Origin of the sequence: Stenotrophomonas sp. PS02300 (assembly GCF_029959395.1) — a bacterium.
Lineage (GTDB): Bacteria > Pseudomonadota > Gammaproteobacteria > Xanthomonadales > Xanthomonadaceae > Stenotrophomonas > Stenotrophomonas maltophilia_AD.
This window is the reverse complement of sequence record NZ_JASCOP010000076.1, coordinates 1-20,007: the sequence shown is the minus strand read 5'-3', so window position 1 is coordinate 20,007 and position 20,007 is coordinate 1. Positions and strand designations below refer to the sequence as shown.

At 66.1% G+C, this 20,007-nt stretch carries 19 protein-coding genes and 1 pseudogene; 13 read left to right on the top strand and 7 right to left on the bottom strand.

The window, feature by feature from the left end:
* The 3 genes from aceF to lpdA all read left to right on the top strand — a co-directional run.
* Positions 1-1,469 (top strand): dihydrolipoyllysine-residue acetyltransferase (aceF, locus tag QMX79_RS13825; protein WP_282247253.1); only part of this gene is annotated, 1,469 nt, incomplete at its 5' end.
* The gene (locus QMX79_RS13820; protein ID WP_282247252.1) at positions 1,466-2,116 is read left to right on the top strand and encodes a hypothetical protein; all 651 of its coding nucleotides are present in this window, start codon (positions 1,466-1,468) and stop codon (positions 2,114-2,116) included. The genes aceF and QMX79_RS13820, both read left to right, overlap by 4 nt.
* Before the next feature lie 17 nt (positions 2,117-2,133).
* Complete coding sequence (gene lpdA / locus QMX79_RS13815; protein WP_282247251.1) at positions 2,134-3,942, top strand: dihydrolipoyl dehydrogenase; 1,809 nt, start codon at positions 2,134-2,136, stop codon at positions 3,940-3,942.
* Between the two features lie 87 nt (positions 3,943-4,029).
* Here lpdA and QMX79_RS13810 read toward each other — a convergent pair whose 3' ends face one another.
* A complete protein-coding gene (locus QMX79_RS13810; RefSeq protein WP_282247250.1) occupies positions 4,030-4,845 on the bottom strand; it encodes a hypothetical protein in 816 nt (271 codons plus the stop codon).
* 483 nt (positions 4,846-5,328) lie between these two features.
* Between QMX79_RS13810 and QMX79_RS13805 the strand changes: the two genes are divergently transcribed.
* From QMX79_RS13805 to glmU, 10 genes are all read left to right on the top strand, one after another.
* The gene (locus QMX79_RS13805) at positions 5,329-5,697 is read left to right on the top strand and encodes a hypothetical protein (RefSeq protein ID WP_176472592.1); all 369 of its coding nucleotides are present in this window, start codon (positions 5,329-5,331) and stop codon (positions 5,695-5,697) included.
* A 31-nt stretch (positions 5,698-5,728) separates the two neighbouring features.
* Positions 5,729-6,523, top strand: coding sequence for a F0F1 ATP synthase subunit A (gene atpB, locus QMX79_RS13800; RefSeq protein ID WP_068854103.1), 795 nt, complete (start codon positions 5,729-5,731; stop codon positions 6,521-6,523).
* A gap of 63 nt (positions 6,524-6,586) precedes the next feature.
* Positions 6,587-6,889 carry a F0F1 ATP synthase subunit C gene (gene atpE / locus QMX79_RS13795; protein WP_068854102.1) on the top strand — a complete coding sequence of 101 codons (303 nt, stop codon included), beginning with the start codon at positions 6,587-6,589 and terminating at the stop codon, positions 6,887-6,889.
* Positions 6,890-7,000: 111 nt separating this feature from the next.
* On the top strand, positions 7,001-7,471 hold the full coding sequence (locus QMX79_RS13790; protein ID WP_068854101.1) for a F0F1 ATP synthase subunit B: 471 nt from the start codon (positions 7,001-7,003) through the stop codon (positions 7,469-7,471).
* Positions 7,472-7,474: 3 nt separating this feature from the next.
* Positions 7,475-8,002, top strand: coding sequence for a F0F1 ATP synthase subunit delta (locus tag QMX79_RS13785; RefSeq protein WP_282247249.1), 528 nt, complete (start codon positions 7,475-7,477; stop codon positions 8,000-8,002).
* A gap of 44 nt (positions 8,003-8,046) precedes the next feature.
* The gene (atpA, locus tag QMX79_RS13780) at positions 8,047-9,594 is read left to right on the top strand and encodes a F0F1 ATP synthase subunit alpha (RefSeq protein WP_282247248.1); all 1,548 of its coding nucleotides are present in this window, start codon (positions 8,047-8,049) and stop codon (positions 9,592-9,594) included.
* An 80-nt stretch (positions 9,595-9,674) separates the two neighbouring features.
* A complete protein-coding gene (gene atpG / locus QMX79_RS13775; RefSeq protein WP_068854098.1) occupies positions 9,675-10,538 on the top strand; it encodes a F0F1 ATP synthase subunit gamma in 864 nt (287 codons plus the stop codon).
* 38 nt (positions 10,539-10,576) lie between these two features.
* Positions 10,577-11,983 carry a F0F1 ATP synthase subunit beta gene (gene atpD / locus QMX79_RS13770; RefSeq protein ID WP_068854097.1) on the top strand — a complete coding sequence of 469 codons (1,407 nt, stop codon included), beginning with the start codon at positions 10,577-10,579 and terminating at the stop codon, positions 11,981-11,983.
* A 2-nt stretch (positions 11,984-11,985) separates the two neighbouring features.
* A complete protein-coding gene (locus QMX79_RS13765; RefSeq protein WP_282247247.1) occupies positions 11,986-12,408 on the top strand; it encodes a F0F1 ATP synthase subunit epsilon in 423 nt (140 codons plus the stop codon).
* A gap of 134 nt (positions 12,409-12,542) precedes the next feature.
* The gene (glmU, locus tag QMX79_RS13760) at positions 12,543-13,907 is read left to right on the top strand and encodes a bifunctional UDP-N-acetylglucosamine diphosphorylase/glucosamine-1-phosphate N-acetyltransferase GlmU (RefSeq protein WP_282247245.1); all 1,365 of its coding nucleotides are present in this window, start codon (positions 12,543-12,545) and stop codon (positions 13,905-13,907) included.
* Between the two features lie 78 nt (positions 13,908-13,985).
* Here glmU and QMX79_RS13755 read toward each other — a convergent pair whose 3' ends face one another.
* The 6 genes and pseudogenes from QMX79_RS13755 to QMX79_RS13730 form a co-directional block, all read right to left on the bottom strand.
* Positions 13,986-15,341: a HAMP domain-containing sensor histidine kinase gene (locus QMX79_RS13755; RefSeq protein WP_282247244.1), complete on the bottom strand. Its 1,356-nt coding sequence runs from the start codon at positions 15,339-15,341 to the stop codon at positions 13,986-13,988.
* Positions 15,338-16,681, bottom strand: coding sequence for a sigma-54 dependent transcriptional regulator (locus tag QMX79_RS13750; protein ID WP_282247243.1), 1,344 nt, complete (start codon positions 16,679-16,681; stop codon positions 15,338-15,340). Before QMX79_RS13750 ends, QMX79_RS13755 begins: the two co-directional genes overlap by 4 nt.
* Positions 16,682-16,758: 77 nt before the next feature.
* Entirely contained in the window at positions 16,759-17,169 is a 411-nt protein-coding gene (locus QMX79_RS13745) for a PDZ domain-containing protein (protein ID WP_282247242.1), read from the bottom strand.
* 1 nt (position 17,170) lies between these two features.
* Entirely contained in the window at positions 17,171-18,391 is a 1,221-nt protein-coding gene (locus QMX79_RS13740; RefSeq protein ID WP_095362999.1) for an FtsX-like permease family protein, read from the bottom strand.
* A 16-nt stretch (positions 18,392-18,407) separates the two neighbouring features.
* Positions 18,408-19,709 carry an ABC transporter permease gene (locus QMX79_RS13735; protein ID WP_282247241.1) on the bottom strand — a complete coding sequence of 434 codons (1,302 nt, stop codon included), beginning with the start codon at positions 19,707-19,709 and terminating at the stop codon, positions 18,408-18,410.
* An 11-nt stretch (positions 19,710-19,720) separates the two neighbouring features.
* A pseudogene (locus QMX79_RS13730) lies at positions 19,721-20,007 on the bottom strand (ABC transporter ATP-binding protein); the annotation flags it as partial.

Sequence of the window (20,007 nt, the reverse complement as noted above, 5' to 3'; positions counted from 1 at the left end):
CCCCGGCCCCGGCCGCTGCGCCGGCACCCGCTCCGGCCAAGGCGGCTGCGGCCGCCGCCCCGGCGCCGGCCACCCAGAGCGCGCCCGCCGCTGCACCGGCTGCTGCCGGTGGTGGCCCGGTGGAAGCGCTGGTGCCGGACATCGGCGATTACACCGACATCCCGGTCATCGAAGTGCTGGTCGCCGTCGGCGATACGGTCAAGAAGGACCAGGGCCTGGTCACGCTCGAGTCGGACAAGGCCACGATGGAAGTGCCGTCCTCCGTCGCCGGCGTGGTCAAGGAAATCAAGGTCAAGGTCGGCGACACCCTGTCGCAGGGCAAGGTAGTGGCCATCATCGAGGCCGACGGCGCTGCCGCACCGGCCCCGACCCAGGCCGCTGCTGCCGCGGCCCCGGCCGCTGCTGAAACCGGCACCAAGGTGGAACCGGTCGCCGTGCCGGCGCAGCCGGACAAGCTGGCGGCGCGCGAAATCGCCAGCGCCCCCTCGGCCGGCGCCCCGAGCAGCCCGCCGGTGCAGTTCAACGCCGACAGCGTGCTGCCGTCCAAGGTGCCGTACGCCACCCCGGCGGTGCGCGTGTTCGCCCGCGAGCTGGGCGTGGACCTCAACCAGCTGACCGGCACCGAGAAGGGCGGCCGCATCACCAAGGCCGACGTGCAGAAGTTCGTCAAGTCGGCGCTGACCGGCGGTGGCACCGCCGCTGCCGGTGGCACGGTCGCCGCCGGTGGTGGGCTCAACCTGCTGCCGTGGCCGAAGGTCGACTTCAGCAAGTTCGGCGAGGTGGAAACCCAGCCGCTGTCGCGCATCAAGAAGATTTCCGGTGCCAACCTGGCGCGCAACTGGGCCATGATCCCGCACGTCACCCAGTTCGAGCAGGCCGACATCACCGACCTGGAAGGCCTGCGCGTGGCGCTGAACAAGGAGAACGAGAAGGCCGGCATCAAGCTGACCATGCTCGCCTTCCTGATCAAGGCCAGCGCCGCGGCGCTCAAGCAGTTCCCGGAATTCAACGCATCGCTGGATGCGGCCGGTGAAAACCTCACCCTGAAGAAGTACTTCAACATCGGCTTCGCCGCTGACACCCCGAACGGCCTGGTCGTTCCGGTGATCCGCGACGTCGACAAGAAGGGCGTGGTGCAGATCGCGCAGGAAACCGGCGAGCTGGCTAAAAAGGCGCGCGACGGCAAGCTGGGCCCGGCCGACATGAGCGGCGGCTGCTTCTCGATCAGCTCGCTGGGCGGCATCGGCGGCACCGCGTTCACCCCGATCGTCAATGCGCCGGAAGTGGCCATCCTGGGCGTGTCCAAGTCCTCGATCCAGCCGGTCTGGAACGGCAAGGAATTCGCCCCGAAGCTGATGCTGCCGCTGTCGCTGAGCTACGACCACCGCGTCATCGACGGTGCGCTGGCCGCGCGCTTCACCACGTACCTGTCGCAGGTGCTGGCCGACATGCGGCGCGTGCTGCTGTGAGGCAGCGCCTGGCGGGCATTGCGGTGGCATTGGCCGCGTTGGTCGTCGCACCCGGCGCGTCTGCCGCGTGCACGACCGACCTCGGCCACGGCTGGCCGCCGGCCGTGGGCAACTACGGCCAGGCCGTGGAAACCCTGTTCGATGGCAAGGTGCAGCCCTCGCTGGCGCTGACCATCCTGCCCAAGGGCGGGGTGGAAACCGGCGTGTCGCTGCTGCCCGGCGCCCAGGACCAGGCGTGGACCCTGCGTTACAGCAAGGCCGACAAGCGCGTGTACAACTGGAACAACAGTGCACGCGGTGGTGGCGTGGAGCTGCGCGTGGACCAGGAGCCGGACCAGTACCAGGTCGCCATCCCCGCCGCGCTGGCCCAGCGCCTGCTGCGCAGCTGGCAGGCCGCGCTGGTGTCGGGCGTGCCCGCCGGGCGCAAGGCGCCGGTGACCGACGGTGAGGTGCTGTCCTTCCAGGTGGCGGGTGAACGCTACAGCGGTCCGCGCTGGGAGTGCGGCGCCGGCAAGCTGATGATGAAACAGGTGGCGCTGCTGATCGAAGCCAGCGACACCAAGGAAAAGAAGCTCGACCGTCGCTGGCAGGATCTGGACGAGTCGCTCGACGAACTGCAGCAACTGCTCGCCGGCAACGCCGGCTGAGACCCAGGAGAAGAACAATGGCCGCTATTGAAATCAAGGTTCCCGACATCGGCGATTACAGCGCGGTGCCGGTGATCGAACTGCTGGTCGCCGTGGGCGACACGGTGAAGAAGGACCAGGGCCTGGTCACGCTGGAATCGGACAAGGCCACCCTGGAAGTGCCGTCCTCGGCGGCCGGCGTGGTCAAGGAAATCAAGGTCAAGCTTGGCGATACGCTGTCCGAGGGCGACGTGGTGGTGGTGCTGGACGCCGAAGGCGCCGCTGCCGCACCGGCCGCGCCTGCGGCTGAGGCGCCCAAGGCCGCCGCACCGGCCAGCAAGCCGCCGGTGACCCCGTCGCACCGCGCCCCGGCCGAGCCGGCCGCGCCGCAGCCGGCGCTGTCGTCGGGCAAGCCGGCCGACATCGAATGCCAGATGGTGGTGCTGGGCGCGGGCCCGGGCGGTTACACCGCCGCGTTCCGCTCGGCCGACCTCGGCGTGGATACCGTGTTGATCGAACGCTACGCCAGCCTCGGCGGCGTGTGCCTCAACGTGGGCTGCATTCCCTCCAAGGCGCTGCTGCATGCGGCCGCGGTGATCGATGAAGTGGCCCACGCGGGCGATTTCGGCGTGGAATTCAGCGCCCCCAAGATCACCCTGGACAAGCTGCGCGGCTACAAGGAAAAGGTGGTCACCCAGCTGACCAAGGGCCTGGCGGGCATGGCCAAGCAGCGCAAGGTCCGCACCGTGCAGGGCGTGGCCACCTTCGTCTCGGCCAATGAGCTGGAGATCGTCGGCGACGACGGCAAGACCCAGCTGCTGCGCTTCCAGCAGTGCATCATCGCTGCCGGTTCGCAGGCGGTGAAGCTGCCGAACTTCCCGTGGGACGACCCGCGCGTGATGGATTCGACCGACGCGCTGGAACTGGCCGACATTCCCGGCTCGCTGCTGGTGGTTGGTGGCGGCATCATCGGCCTGGAAATGGCGACCGTGTACGCGGCGCTGGGCAGCAAGGTGACCGTGGTGGAGTTCATGGACCAGCTGATGCCAGGTGCCGACAAGGACCTGGTCAAGCCGCTGGCCGACCGCCTGAAGAAGCAGGGCGTCGAGGTCCACCTGAAGACCAAGGCCTCCGGCGTGAGCGCGGACAAGAAGGGCATCACGGTGACCTTCGAGGCCGCTGCCGAAGGCGAGAAGCCGGGCCTGGAGCAGGGCACCTTCGACCGCGTGCTGGTGGCCGTGGGCCGCTCGCCGAACGGAAAGAAGATCGGTGCCGACAAGGCCGGCGTGGGCGTCACCGAGCGTGGCTTCATTCCGGTGGACCGCCAGATGCGCACCAACGTGCCGCACATCTTCGCCATCGGCGATATCGTCGGCAACCCGATGCTGGCCCACAAGGCCACGCACGAGGGCAAGCTGGCCGCCGAAGTGGCCTCTGGCGAGAAGAAGGAGTGGGTGGCGCGGGTGATTCCGTCGGTGGCCTACACCAACCCGGAAATCGCCTGGGTCGGCGTGACCGAAACCGAAGCCAAGGCGCAGGGCCTGAAGGTGGGCGTGGCCAAGTTCCCGTGGGCCGCCAGCGGCCGCGCGATCGGCATTGGCCGCACCGAAGGCTTCACCAAGCTGATCTTCGATGAAGAAACCCACCGCATCATCGGCGGCGCGATCGTCGGCGTGCATGCCGGTGACCTGCTGGCCGAGATCGGCCTGGCGATCGAGATGGGCGCCGAAGCCGAAGACATCGGCCACACCATCCACGCCCACCCGACGCTGAGCGAATCGGTGGCGATGGCCGCGGAAATCTACGACGGCACCATCACCGATCTGTACATGCCGAAAAAGAAATGAAGAAACCGGCGGATGCCGGGCTTCATCATTCAAACAAAAAACCCGGCGAACGCCGGGTTTTTTGTGCGGTAACACACCACGGTTGGATCAGAACATGACGCTGATGCCTGCCACCGGGCCCTTGAACTCCTGCTTCAGGCCGATGGTGCCATCGCTGCCGGTCTGGTCGACGTCCAGCTTGAACCAGTCGTAGCCGGCGAAGATGCCGAAATTATCGGTGAACTTGTAATCCACGATCACGTTGGCGCGGGTCAGGTCGCCGTCGTAGTCATCGAAGTTGCCCCACTCGGTGTTGAGGTACTGGCCCTGCGCGGTGATCATCCACTTCTCGGACGGGGTCACGGTGAAGCGGGCACCCACCACCGGCGCCACGCCGTCGGCCTTCTCGTCCAGGAACTGGCCTTCGTACACGGTGCCCAGGTCGGCATAGGCCTTGGTGCTCACCTTGGCGTACTCCGCACCCAGCTGCAGGCCCAGGTCGAACTTCTCGGTATCCACCACCGAGTAGTCGTACACCAGGCTGGCCACCTGGTACTTCAGCTCGCCCTTGACGAAGCTGCCGGCCGGCACGGTTTCGCCGCCGAAGCTGATGCCCTCATTGAGCGTCTCGCGGCGGTCCTTGTCGTACTTGAAGTAGTTGAAGATCAGGCGCTGGCGGTCGCTGATGCGGAACAGGCCGTCAATGCGCGGCTCCCACTCCTTGCCACCCAGCTTGAAGTCTTCCGAGAAGCCCACGTCTTGGCCGAGCACCGTGGTGTTGCCGCGGATGGTGTTGTCCGAATCGATGTTCATCGCGCCCAGGCGCAGCGCGAAGCGGTCGTCGCCCTCGGCGGCGCTGGCGGACGTGGCGTGGGTGAGGGCGGCCATGGCCAGCGGCAGGGCGAGCAGGGGAAGCAGACGCATCGTGGGTGTCCTTGCAGTGATTCGGTGAAGTGGAATCACTCTGCCCGAGCGGCGCGTCCACCATTCGTGAACGTATGGTGGACGGCGCGTGTACCGTTCATCCGAACGGTGGCCGAACTGTGCGCTGGTTCCCGTTCCCGGCACGCCCACAAAAAAGGGCGGCCCCGGAGAGAGCTCGGGGCCGCCCGGTACCGGCCTGCTTCAGGGGCGTCGACGAGGATCGAATTGGCAGGCCCAACCCTATGACCGGCCCCCACGACCAAAGTTCAATATGGTGCGACGCGACATGAATTGGGGCCGCCACTGGCGGGATCGGGACCCCTTCCGAGCCAAAATCTGTGGCGATGCAGCAACTTGCGACGCCCGGGATGAACAGGCGCAGGTTGTCTCGCAAATTGTCCCGTTGCTATAATTTGGCGGCTCGACGGGGCATAGGCAGTTCCAGCCCCGGTCACCCCTCCCACAACCATGCAGGACATACGTGTGCTGAACTCCGTTGACGCGGGTCGGCGACTGATGCTGCGCGCAGCGGTGTATCCGCTGGCCGCAGTGGCTGTCCTGGCCCTGGTGCTCCTGCTGCTGGCAGGCCCGAAGTACGCGCTTGGCGCGCTGGCCTCGGGCATCGCGGTATCGGCAGGTGGCTGGGTCGCGGCGCGGATGGCGCTGGGGGGCGGGGTGCAGGCGGCAGGTTCAGCGATGTCGCGGCTGATCCTGGCGGTAGTGGCAAAGTGGGCGCTCGTATTCGGTGTCCTGGCGGTGGGTTTCGTGGTCTTCAAGCTGCCTGCATTGGCGCTGCTGGCCGGAATCGCCGTCGGACTGATGTTCCAGGTCCTGGCTCTGGCCAGGCGCTGATCCAATTTATTTAACTCAAGGTTCCGGACACATGGCAGGCGAGGCGCTTACACCCACCTCCTACATCCAACATCACCTGCACAACCTGACGTTCCACATGCAGGAAGGTGGTTTCTGGGCAATTCACGTCGACACCATTGTGACTTCGGTCCTGATGGGTTTGTTGATGGTGTTTGGCTTCTGGATGGCCACCCGCAAGGCCACCGCCGGCGTGCCGGGCAAGTGGCAGGCGTTCGTGGAAATCTGCCTGGAGTTCGTTGACCGCCAGGCCAAGGACACCTACCACGGCACCAGCAAGCTGGTGACCCCGATCGCGATCACGATCTTCTTCTGGATCCTCCTGATGAACCTCATCAAGATGATCCCGGCCGACTTCATCGCCCTGCCGCTGGAAGCGCTGGGTATTCCGTACTGGAAGCCGGTGCCGACCGCCGACGTCAATGCCACCCTGGGCATGTCGATCAGCGTGTTCTTCCTGATGCTGTTCTTCGCGCTGCGTGCCAAGGGCCTGGGTGGCTTCACCAAGGAATTCCTGACCGCGCCGTTCGGCAAGTGGATGATGCCGTTCAACCTGATCCTCAACATCGTCGAGTGGCTGAGCAAGCCGATCTCGCTGGCGATGCGACTGTTCGGCAACATGTTCGGCGGCGAAATCGTGTTCCTGCTGATCTGGGTGCTGGGCAGTGCCGGCATCATGGGCGCCATCGCAGGCGGTGCCTTCGGCCTTGGCTGGATGCTGTTCCACCTGCTGGTGATTCCGCTGCAGGCCTTCATTTTCATGATGCTGTCCATCGTGTACCTGAGCCTGTCGGAAGACGCTCACTGAGTTTCCGCTTCACCCTTCATCCGTTTCATTACCCTTAGCTACTTAAGTTTCCGGAGATAACCCATGTACTTTGCCGTCCTGACCAACCTCGCCCAAGTCCAGAGCTCCACCGTCCTCGCCGTCGGCATCATGATCGGCCTGGCCGCGCTGGGTGCCGGTCTCGGTCTGGCCATCATGGCCGGTAAGTTCCTGGAATCGGCTGCCCGCCAGCCGGAACTGATCCCGGTGCTGCAGGTCCGCATGTTCATCACCGCCGGCCTGATCGACGCCGCGTTCATCATCTCGGTCGCCGTCGGCCTGCTGCTGGCCTTCGCCAACCCGACCATCGCTGAGTTCGTGACCCGCCTGCCGCCGGTTGCCGGCTGATCCAGCGAAAGCGAAACGATCAGGCGCCTTGAGCGCCTGATCGCGGATGAAGGAACGGATGCGCCGCTCCTGCGGCGCCTCCACCCCATCACCCCAGATTGAGCGAACCCCATGGAAATCGGTTTTACCCTCGTTGCCCAGGCACTGGCGTTCGCCGGTCTGATCTGGATCATCGCGACCAAGATCTGGCCGCCGCTGATGAACGCCATCGAAGAGCGCCAGCAGAAGATCGCTGAAGGGCTCGCTGCTGCCGACCGCAGCCAGAAGGATCTGGCCCAGGCGCAGGAAAAGGTCAACGAAGCACTGAAGGATGCGCGCACCAAGGCCAACGAGATCATCGACCAGGCCCATGCCCGCGCCAACCAGATCGTTGATGCTGCCAAGAATGAAGCCATCGTCGAAGCGAACCGCCAGAAAGAACTGGCCCACGCCGAGATCGAACTGGCCGCCAACCGTGCCCGCGAGGATCTGCGCAAGCAGGTGTCCGTGCTGGCCGTGACCGGTGCCGAAAAGCTGCTCAAGCGCGAAATCGACGCCAACGCCCACAAGGCGCTGCTCGACGAGCTGGCCTCGGAGATCTGATCGATGAGCCAGGCCCTCACGCTTGCACGCCCGTATGCCCGCGCCGCGTTCGCGACCGCGCGCGACGAAGGCACGTTCGCGCCGTGGTCGGACGCGCTTGCGTTCTCCGCCCATGTAGCCGCCGATCCGCGCGTGTCGGCCCTGCTGTCGAACCCGGAGCTGGGCCGTGACGATGCCGTCGCGTTGCTGGCCCCGGAAGCGGCAGGCGAGTCGTTCGGTCGCTTCCTGGCCATCCTGGCCGATGCGCACCGTCTGCCGCTGCTGCCGGAAATCGCAGGCATGTACGACCAGCTCCGCGCTGAAGCCGAACACGTGGTGAAAGCCACGGTGACCTCGGCCGCCGAGCTGTCCACCGCTGAGCTGGACGCCATCAAGGCCGCGCTGCGCAAGCGCTTCGGCCAAGAGGTCGACGTCACCACCGCCATCGATGCGTCGCTGATCGGCGGTGCGGTGATCGACGCTGGCGACGTGGTGATCGATGGCTCGCTCAAGGGCAAGCTGTCGCGCCTGCAGACCGCGCTCGCTAACTGAATTCATTTAACGTCCGGCGACATCGCCGGCACTAGGACTTGACGATGGCAACCACGCTCAACCCCTCCGAAATCAGCGAACTGATCAAGAACCGCATCGAGAAGGTCAAGCTGGCCGCGGAATCGCGCAACGAAGGCACCGTGACCAGCGTGTCCGACGGCATCGTGCGCATCTTCGGCCTGGCCGACGTGATGCAGGGCGAAATGATCGAACTGCCGAACAACACCTTCGCCCTGGCCCTGAACCTGGAGCGCGACTCGGTCGGCGCCGTGGTCCTGGGTGGCTATGAGCACCTGCGCGAAGGCGACGTGGCAAAGACCACCGGCCGCATCCTGGAAGTGCCGGTGGGTCCGGAAATGCTGGGCCGCGTGGTCAACGCCCTCGGCGAGCCGATCGACGGCAAGGGTCCGATCGCTGCACAGGCCACCGCGCCGGTTGAGCGCGTTGCCCCGGGCGTGATCTGGCGCAAGTCGGTCGACCAGCCGGTGCAGACCGGTTACAAGTCCGTCGACTCCATGATCCCGATCGGCCGCGGCCAGCGCGAGCTGGTCATCGGTGACCGCCAGACCGGCAAGACCGCCCTGGCCATCGATGCGGTGATCAACCAGAAGGACACCGGCATCAAGTGCGTGTACGTCGCGATCGGCCAGAAGGCCTCGACCGTGGCCAACATCGTGCGCAAGCTGGAAGAAAACGGCGCCCTGGCCCACACCGTGGTCGTGGCTGCCACCGCGTCCGAATCGGCTGCCATGCAGTACATCAGCGCCTACTCGGGCTGCACCATGGGTGAGTACTTCATGGACCGCGGCCAGGATGCCCTGATCGTGTACGACGACCTGTCCAAGCAGGCCGTGGCCTACCGCCAGATCTCGCTGCTGCTGAAGCGCCCGCCGGGCCGTGAAGCCTACCCGGGTGACGTGTTCTACCTGCACTCGCGCCTGCTCGAGCGCGCCGCCCGCGTCTCGGAAGAGTACGTGGAGAAGTTCACCAACGGTGCCGTCAAGGGCCAGACCGGTTCGCTCACCGCGCTGCCGATCATCGAAACCCAGGCGGGCGACGTTTCCGCGTTCGTGCCGACCAACGTGATCTCGATCACCGACGGCCAGATCTTCCTGGAAACCGACCTGTTCAACTCGGGCATCCGCCCGGCCGTGAACGCCGGTATCTCGGTGTCGCGCGTCGGTGGTGCGGCCCAGACCAAGATCATCAAGAAGCTGTCGGGCGGCATCCGCATCTCGCTGGCCCAGTACCGTGAACTGGCTGCGTTCGCGCAGTTCGCCTCGGACCTGGACGAAGCCACCCGCAAGCAGCTTGAGCGCGGTCAGCGCGTGACCGAGCTGATGAAGCAGAAGCAGTACGCCCCGATGTCGATCGCCAACCAGGCGCTGTCGATCTACGCCGTCAACGAGGGTTACCTCGACGACGTGCCGGTCAACAAGCTGCTGGCCTTCGAAGAAGGCCTGCACGCCCACTTCGCCAACACCCAGGGTGAACTGGTCGGCAAGGTCAACGCCACCGGCGGTTGGGACAACGACATCGAAGCGGCCTTCAAGAAGGGCATCTCCGAGTTCAAGACCACCGGCAGCTGGTAAGCCGCTTCGTGGGGCGGGGAGTGTTTCCCCGCTGCGCAAACGACAAAGCGGGGCATGGCCCCGCTCTACGGGAATAAGAGATGGCAAGCGGACGCGAAATCAAAACCAAGATCAAGAGCGTGCAGAACACCCGCAAGGTGACCCGCGCGCTTGAAATGGTCTCGGCCTCCAAAATCCGCAAGGCGCAGGAGCGGATGAAGACGTCGCGTCCGTATGCGCAGGCGATGAAGCAGGTGATCGGCCACCTGGCACAGGCCAGCACCGATTACCAGCATCCGTTCCTGGTCCAGCGCGACGAAGTGAAGCGCGTGGGCTACATCGTGGTCTCTTCCGACCGCGGCCTGGCCGGCGGCCTGAACAACAACCTGTTCCGCAAGATGCTCGGCGACGTGCGCGAGTGGCAGGACAAGGGCGCCGAGATCGACCTGGTGACCATCGGCCAGAAGGCATCCACCTTCTTCCGCCGCGTCAAGGTCAACATGGTCGGCAGCGTCACCCACATGGGCGACGTGCCGCACCTGGAACAGCTGATCGGTGTCATCAAGGTCATGCTCGATGCCTTCACCGAGGGCAAGGTCGACCGTGTGTACCTGGTCTACAACCGCTTCATCAACACGATGACGCAGAAGGCCAGCTTCGACCAGCTGCTGCCGTTGCCGGCGGCCGAGAAGCAGGTTGCACACCACGACTGGGATTACCTGTACGAACCCGACGCCGCGACCGTGCTGGAGCACGTGATGACGCGTTACGTCGAATCGCTGGTGTACCAGGCAGTGCTGGAAAACGTCGCGTCCGAGCATGCAGCCCGCATGGTCGCGATGAAGTCGGCCAGTGACAACGCCAACAAGCTGATCGGAACCCTGCAGCTGGTCTACAACAAGGCCCGCCAGGCAGCGATCACCCAGGAAATTTCGGAAATCGTCGGCGGCGCGGCAGCAGTCTGACGCGCGCAGTCAAAGCATTTAAATTAGAGGATGCAGCAATGAGTCAGGGCAAGATCGTTCAGATCATCGGCGCCGTCGTCGACGTGGAATTCCCCCGCGAGTCGGTGCCGAAGGTGTACCACGCGCTGAAGGTGGACAACACCGAAATCACGCTGGAAGTGCAGCAGCAGCTCGGCGACGGCGTGGTCCGTTGCATCGCGCTGGGCTCCACCGACGGCCTGAAGCGCAACCTGGTGGCCACCAACACCGAACGCGCCATCTCGGTGCCGGTTGGTGCAGGCACCCTGGGCCGCATCATGGACGTGCTGGGCCGTCCGATCGACGAAGCCGGTCCGGTGACCGCCAGCGACAGCTGGGAAATCCACCGTGAAGCGCCGTCGTACGAAGACCAGTCCCCGGCCACCGAGCTGCTGGAAACCGGCATCAAGGTCATCGACCTGATGTGCCCGTTCGCCAAGGGCGGCAAGGTCGGCCTGTTCGGCGGCGCCGGCGTCGGCAAGACCGTCAACATGATGGAACTGATCAACAACATCGCCAAGGCGCACAGCGGCCTGTCCGTGTTCGCCGGCGTGGGTGAGCGTACCCGTGAGGGCAACGACTTCTACCACGAGATGAAGGACTCCAACGTCCTGGACAAGGTCGCGATGGTGTACGGCCAGATGAACGAGCCGCCGGGCAACCGCCTGCGCGTCGCGCTGACCGGCCTGACCATGGCCGAGTACTTCCGCGACGAGAAGGACGAAAACGGCAAGGGCAAGGACGTGCTGCTGTTCGTCGACAACATCTACCGCTACACCCTGGCCGGTACCGAAGTGTCGGCGCTGCTGGGCCGCATGCCGTCGGCCGTGGGTTACCAGCCGACCCTGGCCGAGGAAATGGGCGTCCTGCAGGAGCGCATCACCTCGACCAAGAACGGCTCGATCACCTCGATCCAGGCCGTCTACGTGCCGGCCGATGACTTGACCGACCCGTCCCCGGCGACCACCTTCGCCCACCTGGATTCGACCGTGACCCTGTCGCGTTCGATCGCCTCGCTGGGTATCTACCCGGCGGTGGATCCGCTGGATTCGACCAGCCGCCAGATGGACCCGCTGGTCATCGGCCACGAACATTACGACACCGCCCAGCGCGTCCAGCAGACCCTGCAGAAGTACAAGGAACTGAAGGACATCATCGCCATCCTGGGCATGGACGAACTGTCCGAAGAAGACAAGCAGGCCGTGTCGCGCGCCCGCAAGATCGAGCGCTTCTTCAGCCAGCCGTTCCACGTGGCCGAAGTGTTCACCGGCTCGCCGGGCAAGTACGTGTCGCTGAAGGACACCATCCGCGGCTTCAAGGCCATCGTCGACGGCGAATACGACCACCTGCCGGAGCAGGCGTTCTACATGGTCGGCAGCATCGAAGAAGCGGTCGAGAAGGCCAAGAAGATGGCTGAGAAGGCCTGATCATGAGCACCATCCGTTGCGACATCGTCAGCGCCGAGCAGGAAATCTTCCGTGGTGAAGCGACTCTGGTCGTGGCTACGGGTGAGCTTGGCGAACTGGGCATCGCGCCCAAGCACGCCCCGCTGATCACCCGGCTCAAGCCGGGCAAGGTGGTGGTCACCCTGACCACCGGCGAACAGCTGGACTTCGCCATCTCCGGCGGCATCCTCGAGGTGCAGCCGCAGGTCGTGACCGTGCTGGCCGACACCGCGATCCGCGCACAGGACATCGACGAATCCTCGGTCCGCAAGGCCAAGGAAGAAGCCGAGCGCATCCTGGCCAACCGCGGCGAAGCGATGGAAGTGGCCGAAGCCCAGCAGAAGCTGGCCGAAGCCGTGGTCCAGCTGCAGGCGCTCGAGCGCCTGCGCAAGACCCTCAAGCACTGAGTTCCAGCGCTAACCGCTGCATGCGACAACGCCGGCTTCTGCCGGCGTTGTTGTTTTCGGGCCCCGGAAAGGCGGCACGTTGACGGCCGGCGTTCTAGAATCCCATCCAACACCGCCGATCACGTTCCCGCCCCATGACCCAAGCCCTGCACGTCATCATCCTCGCCGCCGGCGCTGGCAAGCGCATGAAGTCCGACCTGCCCAAGGTGCTGCAGCCGATTGCCGGCCGCCCGATGCTGGCGCACGTGATCGATACCGCGCGCCAGCTGCGCCCAGACGCCATCCACGTGGTGTACGGCCACGGCGGTGAGGCGGTGCGCGCCGCCTTTGCCGACCAGCCGGACCTGCAGTGGGCCGAACAGACCCAGCAGCTGGGCACCGGCCACGCCGTTCAGCAGGCCATGCCGCAGGTGCCCGATGCGGCTACGGTGCTGGTGCTGTACGGGGATGTGCCGCTTATCCGGGTCGATACCCTGCGCCACCTGCTGGCCCAACCGGGCCGCCTGGCCGTGCTGGTGGCCGACATGCTCAACCCGACCGGCTATGGCCGGATCGTGCGCAATGCCGAAGGCAAGGTCGGCGCCATCGTCGAACAGAAGGACGCCAACGAAGAACAGCTGGCGATCCGCACCATCAACACCGGAATCATCACCGCTGAATCCACCGCGCTGCGCACCTGGCTGTCGCAGCTCTCCAACAGCAACGCACAGGGCGAGTACTACCTGACCGACGTGTTCGCCTCGGCAGCGGCCGACTACACCCCGGCCGACATGGCCTTCGTTGCCGATGCCCAGGAAGCCGAGGGCGCCAATGACCCCTGGCAGCTCTCGCAGCTGGAACGTGCCTGGCAGCTGCGCGAGGTGCGCGCGTTGTGCACGCAGGGTGCGCGCGTGATCGACCCCGCGCGCCTGGATATCCGGGGCACGGTCACGGTGGGCCGCGATGTGCAGATCGACGTCAACGTGATCCTGGAAGGCACCGTTGAACTGGGCGACGGGGTCAGCATCGGCCCCTTCACCCGGCTCAAGGACGTCAAGCTGGCCGCCGGCACCGTGGTCAAGCCGCATTGCGACCTGGACGGCGTGGTGAGCGAGGGCGCGGCCGACATCGGCCCGTTCGCGCGGCTGCGCCCGGGCACCGTGCTGGCCGAAGGCGCCCACGTGGGCAACTTCGTGGAAACCAAGAAGGTCCACTTGGGCGCGGGCAGCAAGGCCAACCACCTCACCTACCTGGGCGATGCGGTGATCGGCAGCAAGGTCAACATCGGCGCCGGCACCATCACCTGCAACTACGACGGCGTGAACAAATCGCAGACTACCATCGGCGACAACGCCTTCATCGGCTCCAACAGCTCGCTGGTGGCCCCGGTGACGATCGGGCAGGGCGCCACGATCGCGGCCGGCTCGGTGATCACCCGCAATGCACCGGAAGGTGAGCTGACCGTCGCGCGCGCCCGCCAACAGACCATTGAAGGTTGGCACCGCCCGGTGAAGCGCTGACGCGTGACGACCAACGGTCGTCACCTACCGCGATGGGTACCCCGCAACCGGTAGGTACCCACCGTTGGTGGGTACGATTTACGCCGGCAGGAAGATGGACACGCACAACCCGCCCTCGCGGCGGTTCTGCAGCGACACGCGGCCCCCGTGGGCTTCGACGATCTCGCGGGTGAGCGCCAGGCCCAGCCCGGTGCCATTGCGCTTGGTGGAATAGAACGGCATCAACGCGTTCTGCAGCACCGCCTCGTTCATGCCCTTGCCGCGATCCAGCACCTCGATACGCAGCCACTGCGGCAGCCGGGTCAGGCGCAGCTCCACGTCATCATTGGGCGGCTCGGCTTCGCTGCACGCCTCATGCGCGTTCTTGAGCAGGTTCAGCAGGGCCTGGCCGAGCTGGGCGATGTCCACCCGACCCTGCAGGTCGTCGGGAATGTCGTCCATGCGGAACGGAATCTGCAGCTGCAAACCGGCCAGGAACTGTTTCCACTGCACGTTCTGCAGCTGCGGCTGCGGCAGCTTGGCAAAGCGCGCGTAGCCGCGGATGAAGCCTTCCAGATGCCGTGAACGGTCTTCGATGGTGGCGAACACCTCTTCCAGGCGCTCGGTCTTGCCGCGCCGGACCAGCTCGCCGCCCGAGTGCGCCAACGATGCAATTGGCGCCAGCGAGTTGTTGAGTTCGTGGCTGATCACCCGGATCACCTTCTTCCAGGTCTGCACTTCCTGGCGCCGCAGCTCGGCGGTGAGCAGGCGGATCAGCAGCAGGTCGTGCGGGCGGCCGTTGAGATGGAAGCTGCGCCGCGACAGATGGTAGACCTGCTCGTCATCCTCATCGGCCTCATCATCCGCGTCACCGGCGCCACTTACCGCGAACAGGCTGTCGCCGCCGCGCTCGATGGCATCGCGCAGCTCCACCGGCATGGTCTCCAGCACGTTCTGCATGGCCTGGCCTTCCAGCTTCCAGCCGTTGTGCAGCAGCTTGCGCGCGGCCAGGTTGGAGAACATCACGCGCTGCACGCCGTCGCCGCCGTTGGCCAGCAGCAGCATCGATACCGGCGTGTTCTGCACCATGGTGTCCAGCAGCAGTTCGCGCTGCACCAGCCCCTGGCGCTGTTCGCGCAGCACATCGCCCAGCTCGCGGTGCGCCTGGACCAGGTCGCCCAGTTCATCGTTGCCCGGCCAATACACGCTGAAGTTGTATTCGCCATCGCGGTAGCTGCTGGTGGTGCCCGACAGCGCCCGCAGCAGCGAGCGCACCGGTGCGGTGGCGCGGCGCAACGTCCACCACATCAGCACCAGCAGTGCCACGGTCGACACCAGCGTCACCAGCCAGCCGCGGTCCATCCAGTACGCCAGCAGCCACGGCCCGGCCGCAGCCAGCGCCAGCACCGGCAGCAGGCGCAGGAACAGGCGGAAGGTGAACGACGTGCGCTTCATTCGCGCGGAATACCGTAGCGGTCCATGCGGCGGTAAAGCGCCTGCCGGCTCAGGCCGAGTTCGGCCGCAGCCTGGGCGATGATGCCGTGGCTGTGCGAGAGCGCCGATTCGATCCGGCTGCGGTCCGGATCGGCGGTGGGCGTGGCCGCACGCGGCGCGGCGGCGGCGCGCGGCAGGTTCAGGTCGCCCACTTCAATACGCGGCCCCTGCGCAAGCAGGCCGGCGCGCTGGATGACGTTGCGCAGCTCGCGCACGTTGCCCGGCCACGCGTGGCGCTGCAATGCGCTGGCGGCGGCATTGGAGAGGGGCTTGCCATCGCCCAGGAAACGTTCGGCCAACGGCAGGATGTCGCCCGGGCGCTCGGCCAACGGCGGCAATGCCAGCTCGACGGTATTGAGGCGGTAGTAGAGATCTTCGCGGAACTGGCCGTCGCGGATCATCGCCGGCAGGTCGGCGTTGGTCGCGCTGATCACGCGCACCTTCACCTGGCGCTCGCGGTTGGAGCCCAACCGCTCGAAACGGCCGGTTTCCAGCACGCGCAGCAGCTTCATCTGGCCGCCCAGCGACAGGTTGCCGATCTCGTCGAGGAACAGCGTGCCGCCATCGGCGGCCTCGAACTTGCCTTCGCGCGCCTTGTTGGCGCCGGTGTAGGCGCCGGCCTCGGTACCGAACAGTTCGGCCTCGATCAGTTCGGACGGAATGGCGCCGCAGTTCAGCGCCACGAACGCGCCCTTGGCCACCAGCGAGTTGGCCTGGATGATCTCGGCGATCTTCTCCTTGCCTGCGCCATTGGGCCCGGTGATCAGCACCGGCAGCTCCGAGCGCGCGACCTGGCAGGCCAGGTTCACCACGCGTTCGCTGGCCGGGTCGGCCACCACCGCGCCACGCAGGTCGTAGCGCGCTTCCAGCGCGCTGCGGTCACGCTGCTCTCGTGCACGGCGGCGATCGAGCTCACGGCGGGTTTCAGACAGCTCCAGCAGGTTGTTGACCGTGGTCAGCAGCTTGCGGTCGTCCCACGGCTTGGCCAGGTAATCGGCGGCGCCGGCCTTGACCAGGTCCACCGCGCTGCTCAGATGGGTCCAGGCGGTGAGCAGGATCACCGGCAGGTCCGGGTGGCGGGCGCGGATCTGCTGGAACAGCGCCTCACCTTCTTCACCGGACGTGGTGTCCTCGGTGAAGTTCATGTCCTGGATGACCAGGTCCACCGGCTGCTGCTCCAGCAGCGCCAACCCTTCGTCCGGCGACAGCGCGTGCACGGCGTCGATGTCGTGCAGCGAGAACAGCACCTCCAGCGCGGTCGCCACGCTGGCATTGTCGTCAATGATCAGGATCGAAGGCATGCGGCAACGAAGGACCGGAAAGTAGGCAGAGAGTACCCGAGCGCCGGGCCCACCGGCAGGGTGGGCCCGGAAACGGCTTACGGGCGGTCCGGCGGGGACGGTGGCGCCGGGGGTCGCGGCGGCGGCGGCGGTTGCACCGCGCGCCATGCCGCCGTGGGCACGCTGACCACCTGGTCGCGCCCGGCGCGGCGTACCGTGACCGGTACGCTGGCCTTGTCGCTGGCCGACAGCGCGTCGGTCAGCTCGCCCACCTTGTGCACTGGCACGCCGTCCACGCGCAGTACCTCGTCACCGGCCTGCACGCCGAAGCGGCCGGCCGGCGTGGCGGCGGTGATGCTGACCGTGCCCTGCCCGGACTCGATGGTCAGCCGCGCGCCATCCTGGCGCCAGTCCATGCTGGACGATTCGGTGCGGGTGCTTTCGGCGCAGGCCGTGGTGCTGACCAGCAGCAGTGCAGCGAGCGCGATGCGGATCGAAGTGCTCGTCATGTCATGCACTCCGGGTCGCAACGGCCGGCGGCACCGCGGCCGCGCGATGGGCCGGGCCGAACACCGCCACCTGGCCCAGCAGCCACAGCAGCACCGCGCCGATCGGCAGGTAGGTGATCGGCATGCGCGGCAGCTCGTAGGCACCCATCAGCCACAGGTTGATCGAGTACGCCAGCAGCATCCCCAGCACGATACCCACCGTAGCCAGCAGGAAGTTCTCGGTCTGGAAATAGCGCAGGATCTGGCCGCGGGTGGCGCCCAGCGCACGGCGGATGCCGATCTGCTTGGTACGCTGCTGCACCCAGAAGCTGGCCAGGCCCACGATGCCCAGCGCGGTGACCACCAGCAGCGCCACGCAGACCGTGATCAGCAGGCCGACCATCGCGCGGTCATTCTGGAAGTACTTGGTGCGCTGTTCTTCGTAGGTCAGCTTGGCGCGCACCATGCGGCTGCTGTCCACCTTCTCCAGCGCGGCCACTGCGGCGGTGAGCACTTCCTGGCGTCGCGCCGCGTCGGTCACCCGGATCAGGTACGTGCCCATATCGTAGTTGACCCGCACCGGCAGGATCATCGAATAGCCGGTGTCGGACTCCACCGTCACCGGGCGCGCCAGTTCCTTCACCACGCCGACGATGCGCAGTGGCATGCGCCCGCTGTAGATCGTCTTGCCGATGGCCTGGCCATCCGGGAACAGCTTGGTGGCGGCCTTGCTGCTCAGGATCACCGCCGAGCCGCGTTGCTCGATGGTGGCGTCCTTCTCCACGTCTTCCAGGTTGGCGAATTCGTCGCCCTCGAAGTCGCGGCCGGCCACCAGCTGCAGGCCCATGGTATCCAGCGTACCTTCCATGGAGAAGTACTGCGCGGCGTTGAAGTTGGGGCGTTCCTGGTCGGGGATCAGCGACAGGCTGGTGTTCCAGGAGTTGCGCCGGAACGGCAGCTGGTTGATCGCCACTGCGTTCTTGACCCCGGGGATGGAACGCAGCGCGGCCAGGTCCTCACGGGTACGCGCGGTGGCATTGACCTGCTTGCCGATGCCGCCCAGCCGCACTTCCAGCAGCTCCTGTTCGGCAATGCCGCTGGGCTGGTTGATCTTTTCCAGGCGCTGGCCGATCAGGAACAGCGCGTTGCAGACGATGGCGCAGGTGAGCGCGATCTCCAGCACGATGAGGGCGGCGGCGGTCTTGTGCCGGCGCAGCGTGCTCAGGATGGGTCGGATATCCATGATGTGCTCCGGATCCTTACTGCGATTTGAGTTGGATGGCGGGGGTGACCTGCATGGCGCGCAGCGCCGGCAGGAAACCGGCCAACAGGCTGGCGGCCAAGGTCAGGCCGAAGGTGAGCAGCAGCATCTTGCCGTCCAGCGTGGCCAGCTTGGCGTAGTCCACGGGCTGCTGGCGCACCGCGTACAGCCCCAGCAGGGCCAGGCCAAGGCCCAGCACGCCACCGGCCAGGCCGACGGTGCCGGCTTCAACCAGCGACTGCAGGAAGATCTGCCCGCGGCTGGCGCCCAGGGCACGGCGCACGCCGATTTCGCCGCTGCGGCGCAGGAACTTGGCCAGCAGCAGGCCCACCGTGTTGATCAGGCACACCGCCAGGAAACCCAGTGCCAGCCACAGCTGCAGGCGCACGTCGCTGGGCACCACCTGCTTGAAGTCCAGCCACTCCATCACGTTGCGCAGGCGCACGTTGGACGGGCGCTGGAAGCGACCGGCGGCCTTCTGCTGCGCCGAATAGTTCTCCAGGTAGGCGCGGTAGTCGGCGGCATCGGCCGGCGAGGCCAGTTCAACCCAGTACTGCATCCACACGCACGGTGCGTTGAGCGCGGTTTCCTCGCCGTTGGCGTTGTCCCAGCAGTTCATGTTGCCGTTGCGGCCGAACTTCAGGTCCAGGGCGGTGAACACCGGCACGAAGATGTCTTCGCTGTCGCCGTAGCGGCCGGTTTCCAGGTCGTAGAAGTGCGGGTTGGGATTCCATTCGTCCAGCACGCCCACGATGTTGAAGGTGTGCCCATCCATGCGCAGTGGCTTGCCCACGCTGTTCTGGCCATTGAACAGTTTCTCGTTCAGCGCCTTGGAGATCACCGCCACGCGGCCACGGCCTTCGTCTTGGTCGGCTTTCCAGCCCTGGCCGTACTTGAACGGTGCATCGAACATGGTGAAGAAGTCGGTGGAGGTGTAGCGCGCGTCGGTGTCGAACGGGCGCAGCGTGCTGTTGTCCGGCTCGATCGTGACCCCACCGCCGGTCATCAGCACCTGGTGCTTGGCCTTCTTCTCGCGCAGCAGGGTTTCGCCGTCGAAGCGGGTGACCTGTTCTTCGGGTTCCTCGCTGGGCTGGTAGCCGATCATCGGGCGCGGATCGACCTGCACGTTGAACAGGCGGTCGCTCTTCTGCGGGATCGGATCGCCCGACAGCACATGGAACACGGTCAGGGTGGTCATGGAGGCGCCGATGCCCAGCGCGATGGCGATCACCATCAGCGCGGTCAGCACCTTGTTGCGCCGGAAGCTGCGCAGGGCCAGTCGGAAATAGTAGGCGAGCATGGTGGCGGGCCTCAGTCGTTGAGCGTGGCGACGGCAACGCGCGGGGTGGCCAGCACCGGTTCGCGCACCAGGTCGGTGGCCTGGCCATCGACGATGTGCACGTTGCGCTGGGCACGCGCGGCCAGTTCCGGGTCATGGGTGACCATGACGATGGTGGTGCCGGCGGCGTTGATCTCTTCCAGCAGTTCCATCACCCCACGGGCCATCTGGCTGTCCAGGTTGCCGGTCGGTTCGTCGGCCAGCAGCAGGCGCGGGCTGCCGGCCAGGGCGCGGGCGATGGCGGCGCGCTGCTGCTGGC

What these genes read in the sequence shown, in the direction of transcription:
- lpdA (WP_282247251.1), top strand. Translation starts at nt 2,134, where the DNA reads ATGGCCGCTATTGAAATCAAGGTTCCCGACATCGGCGATTACAGCGCG.
- QMX79_RS13810 (WP_282247250.1), bottom strand. Translation starts at nt 4,845, where the DNA reads ATGCGTCTGCTTCCCCTGCTCGCCCTGCCGCTGGCCATGGCCGCCCTC.
- atpB (WP_068854103.1), top strand. Translation starts at nt 5,729, where the DNA reads ATGGCAGGCGAGGCGCTTACACCCACCTCCTACATCCAACATCACCTG.
- atpE (WP_068854102.1), top strand. Translation starts at nt 6,587, where the DNA reads ATGTACTTTGCCGTCCTGACCAACCTCGCCCAAGTCCAGAGCTCCACC.
- QMX79_RS13790 (WP_068854101.1), top strand. Translation starts at nt 7,001, where the DNA reads ATGGAAATCGGTTTTACCCTCGTTGCCCAGGCACTGGCGTTCGCCGGT.
- QMX79_RS13785 (WP_282247249.1), top strand. Translation starts at nt 7,475, where the DNA reads ATGAGCCAGGCCCTCACGCTTGCACGCCCGTATGCCCGCGCCGCGTTC.
- atpA (WP_282247248.1), top strand. Translation starts at nt 8,047, where the DNA reads ATGGCAACCACGCTCAACCCCTCCGAAATCAGCGAACTGATCAAGAAC.
- atpG (WP_068854098.1), top strand. Translation starts at nt 9,675, where the DNA reads ATGGCAAGCGGACGCGAAATCAAAACCAAGATCAAGAGCGTGCAGAAC.
- atpD (WP_068854097.1), top strand. Translation starts at nt 10,577, where the DNA reads ATGAGTCAGGGCAAGATCGTTCAGATCATCGGCGCCGTCGTCGACGTG.
- QMX79_RS13765 (WP_282247247.1), top strand. Translation starts at nt 11,986, where the DNA reads ATGAGCACCATCCGTTGCGACATCGTCAGCGCCGAGCAGGAAATCTTC.
- glmU (WP_282247245.1), top strand. Translation starts at nt 12,543, where the DNA reads ATGACCCAAGCCCTGCACGTCATCATCCTCGCCGCCGGCGCTGGCAAG.
- QMX79_RS13755 (WP_282247244.1), bottom strand. Translation starts at nt 15,341, where the DNA reads ATGAAGCGCACGTCGTTCACCTTCCGCCTGTTCCTGCGCCTGCTGCCG.
- QMX79_RS13750 (WP_282247243.1), bottom strand. Translation starts at nt 16,681, where the DNA reads ATGCCTTCGATCCTGATCATTGACGACAATGCCAGCGTGGCGACCGCG.
- QMX79_RS13745 (WP_282247242.1), bottom strand. Translation starts at nt 17,169, where the DNA reads ATGACGAGCACTTCGATCCGCATCGCGCTCGCTGCACTGCTGCTGGTC.
- QMX79_RS13740 (WP_095362999.1), bottom strand. Translation starts at nt 18,391, where the DNA reads ATGGATATCCGACCCATCCTGAGCACGCTGCGCCGGCACAAGACCGCC.
- QMX79_RS13735 (WP_282247241.1), bottom strand. Translation starts at nt 19,709, where the DNA reads ATGCTCGCCTACTATTTCCGACTGGCCCTGCGCAGCTTCCGGCGCAAC.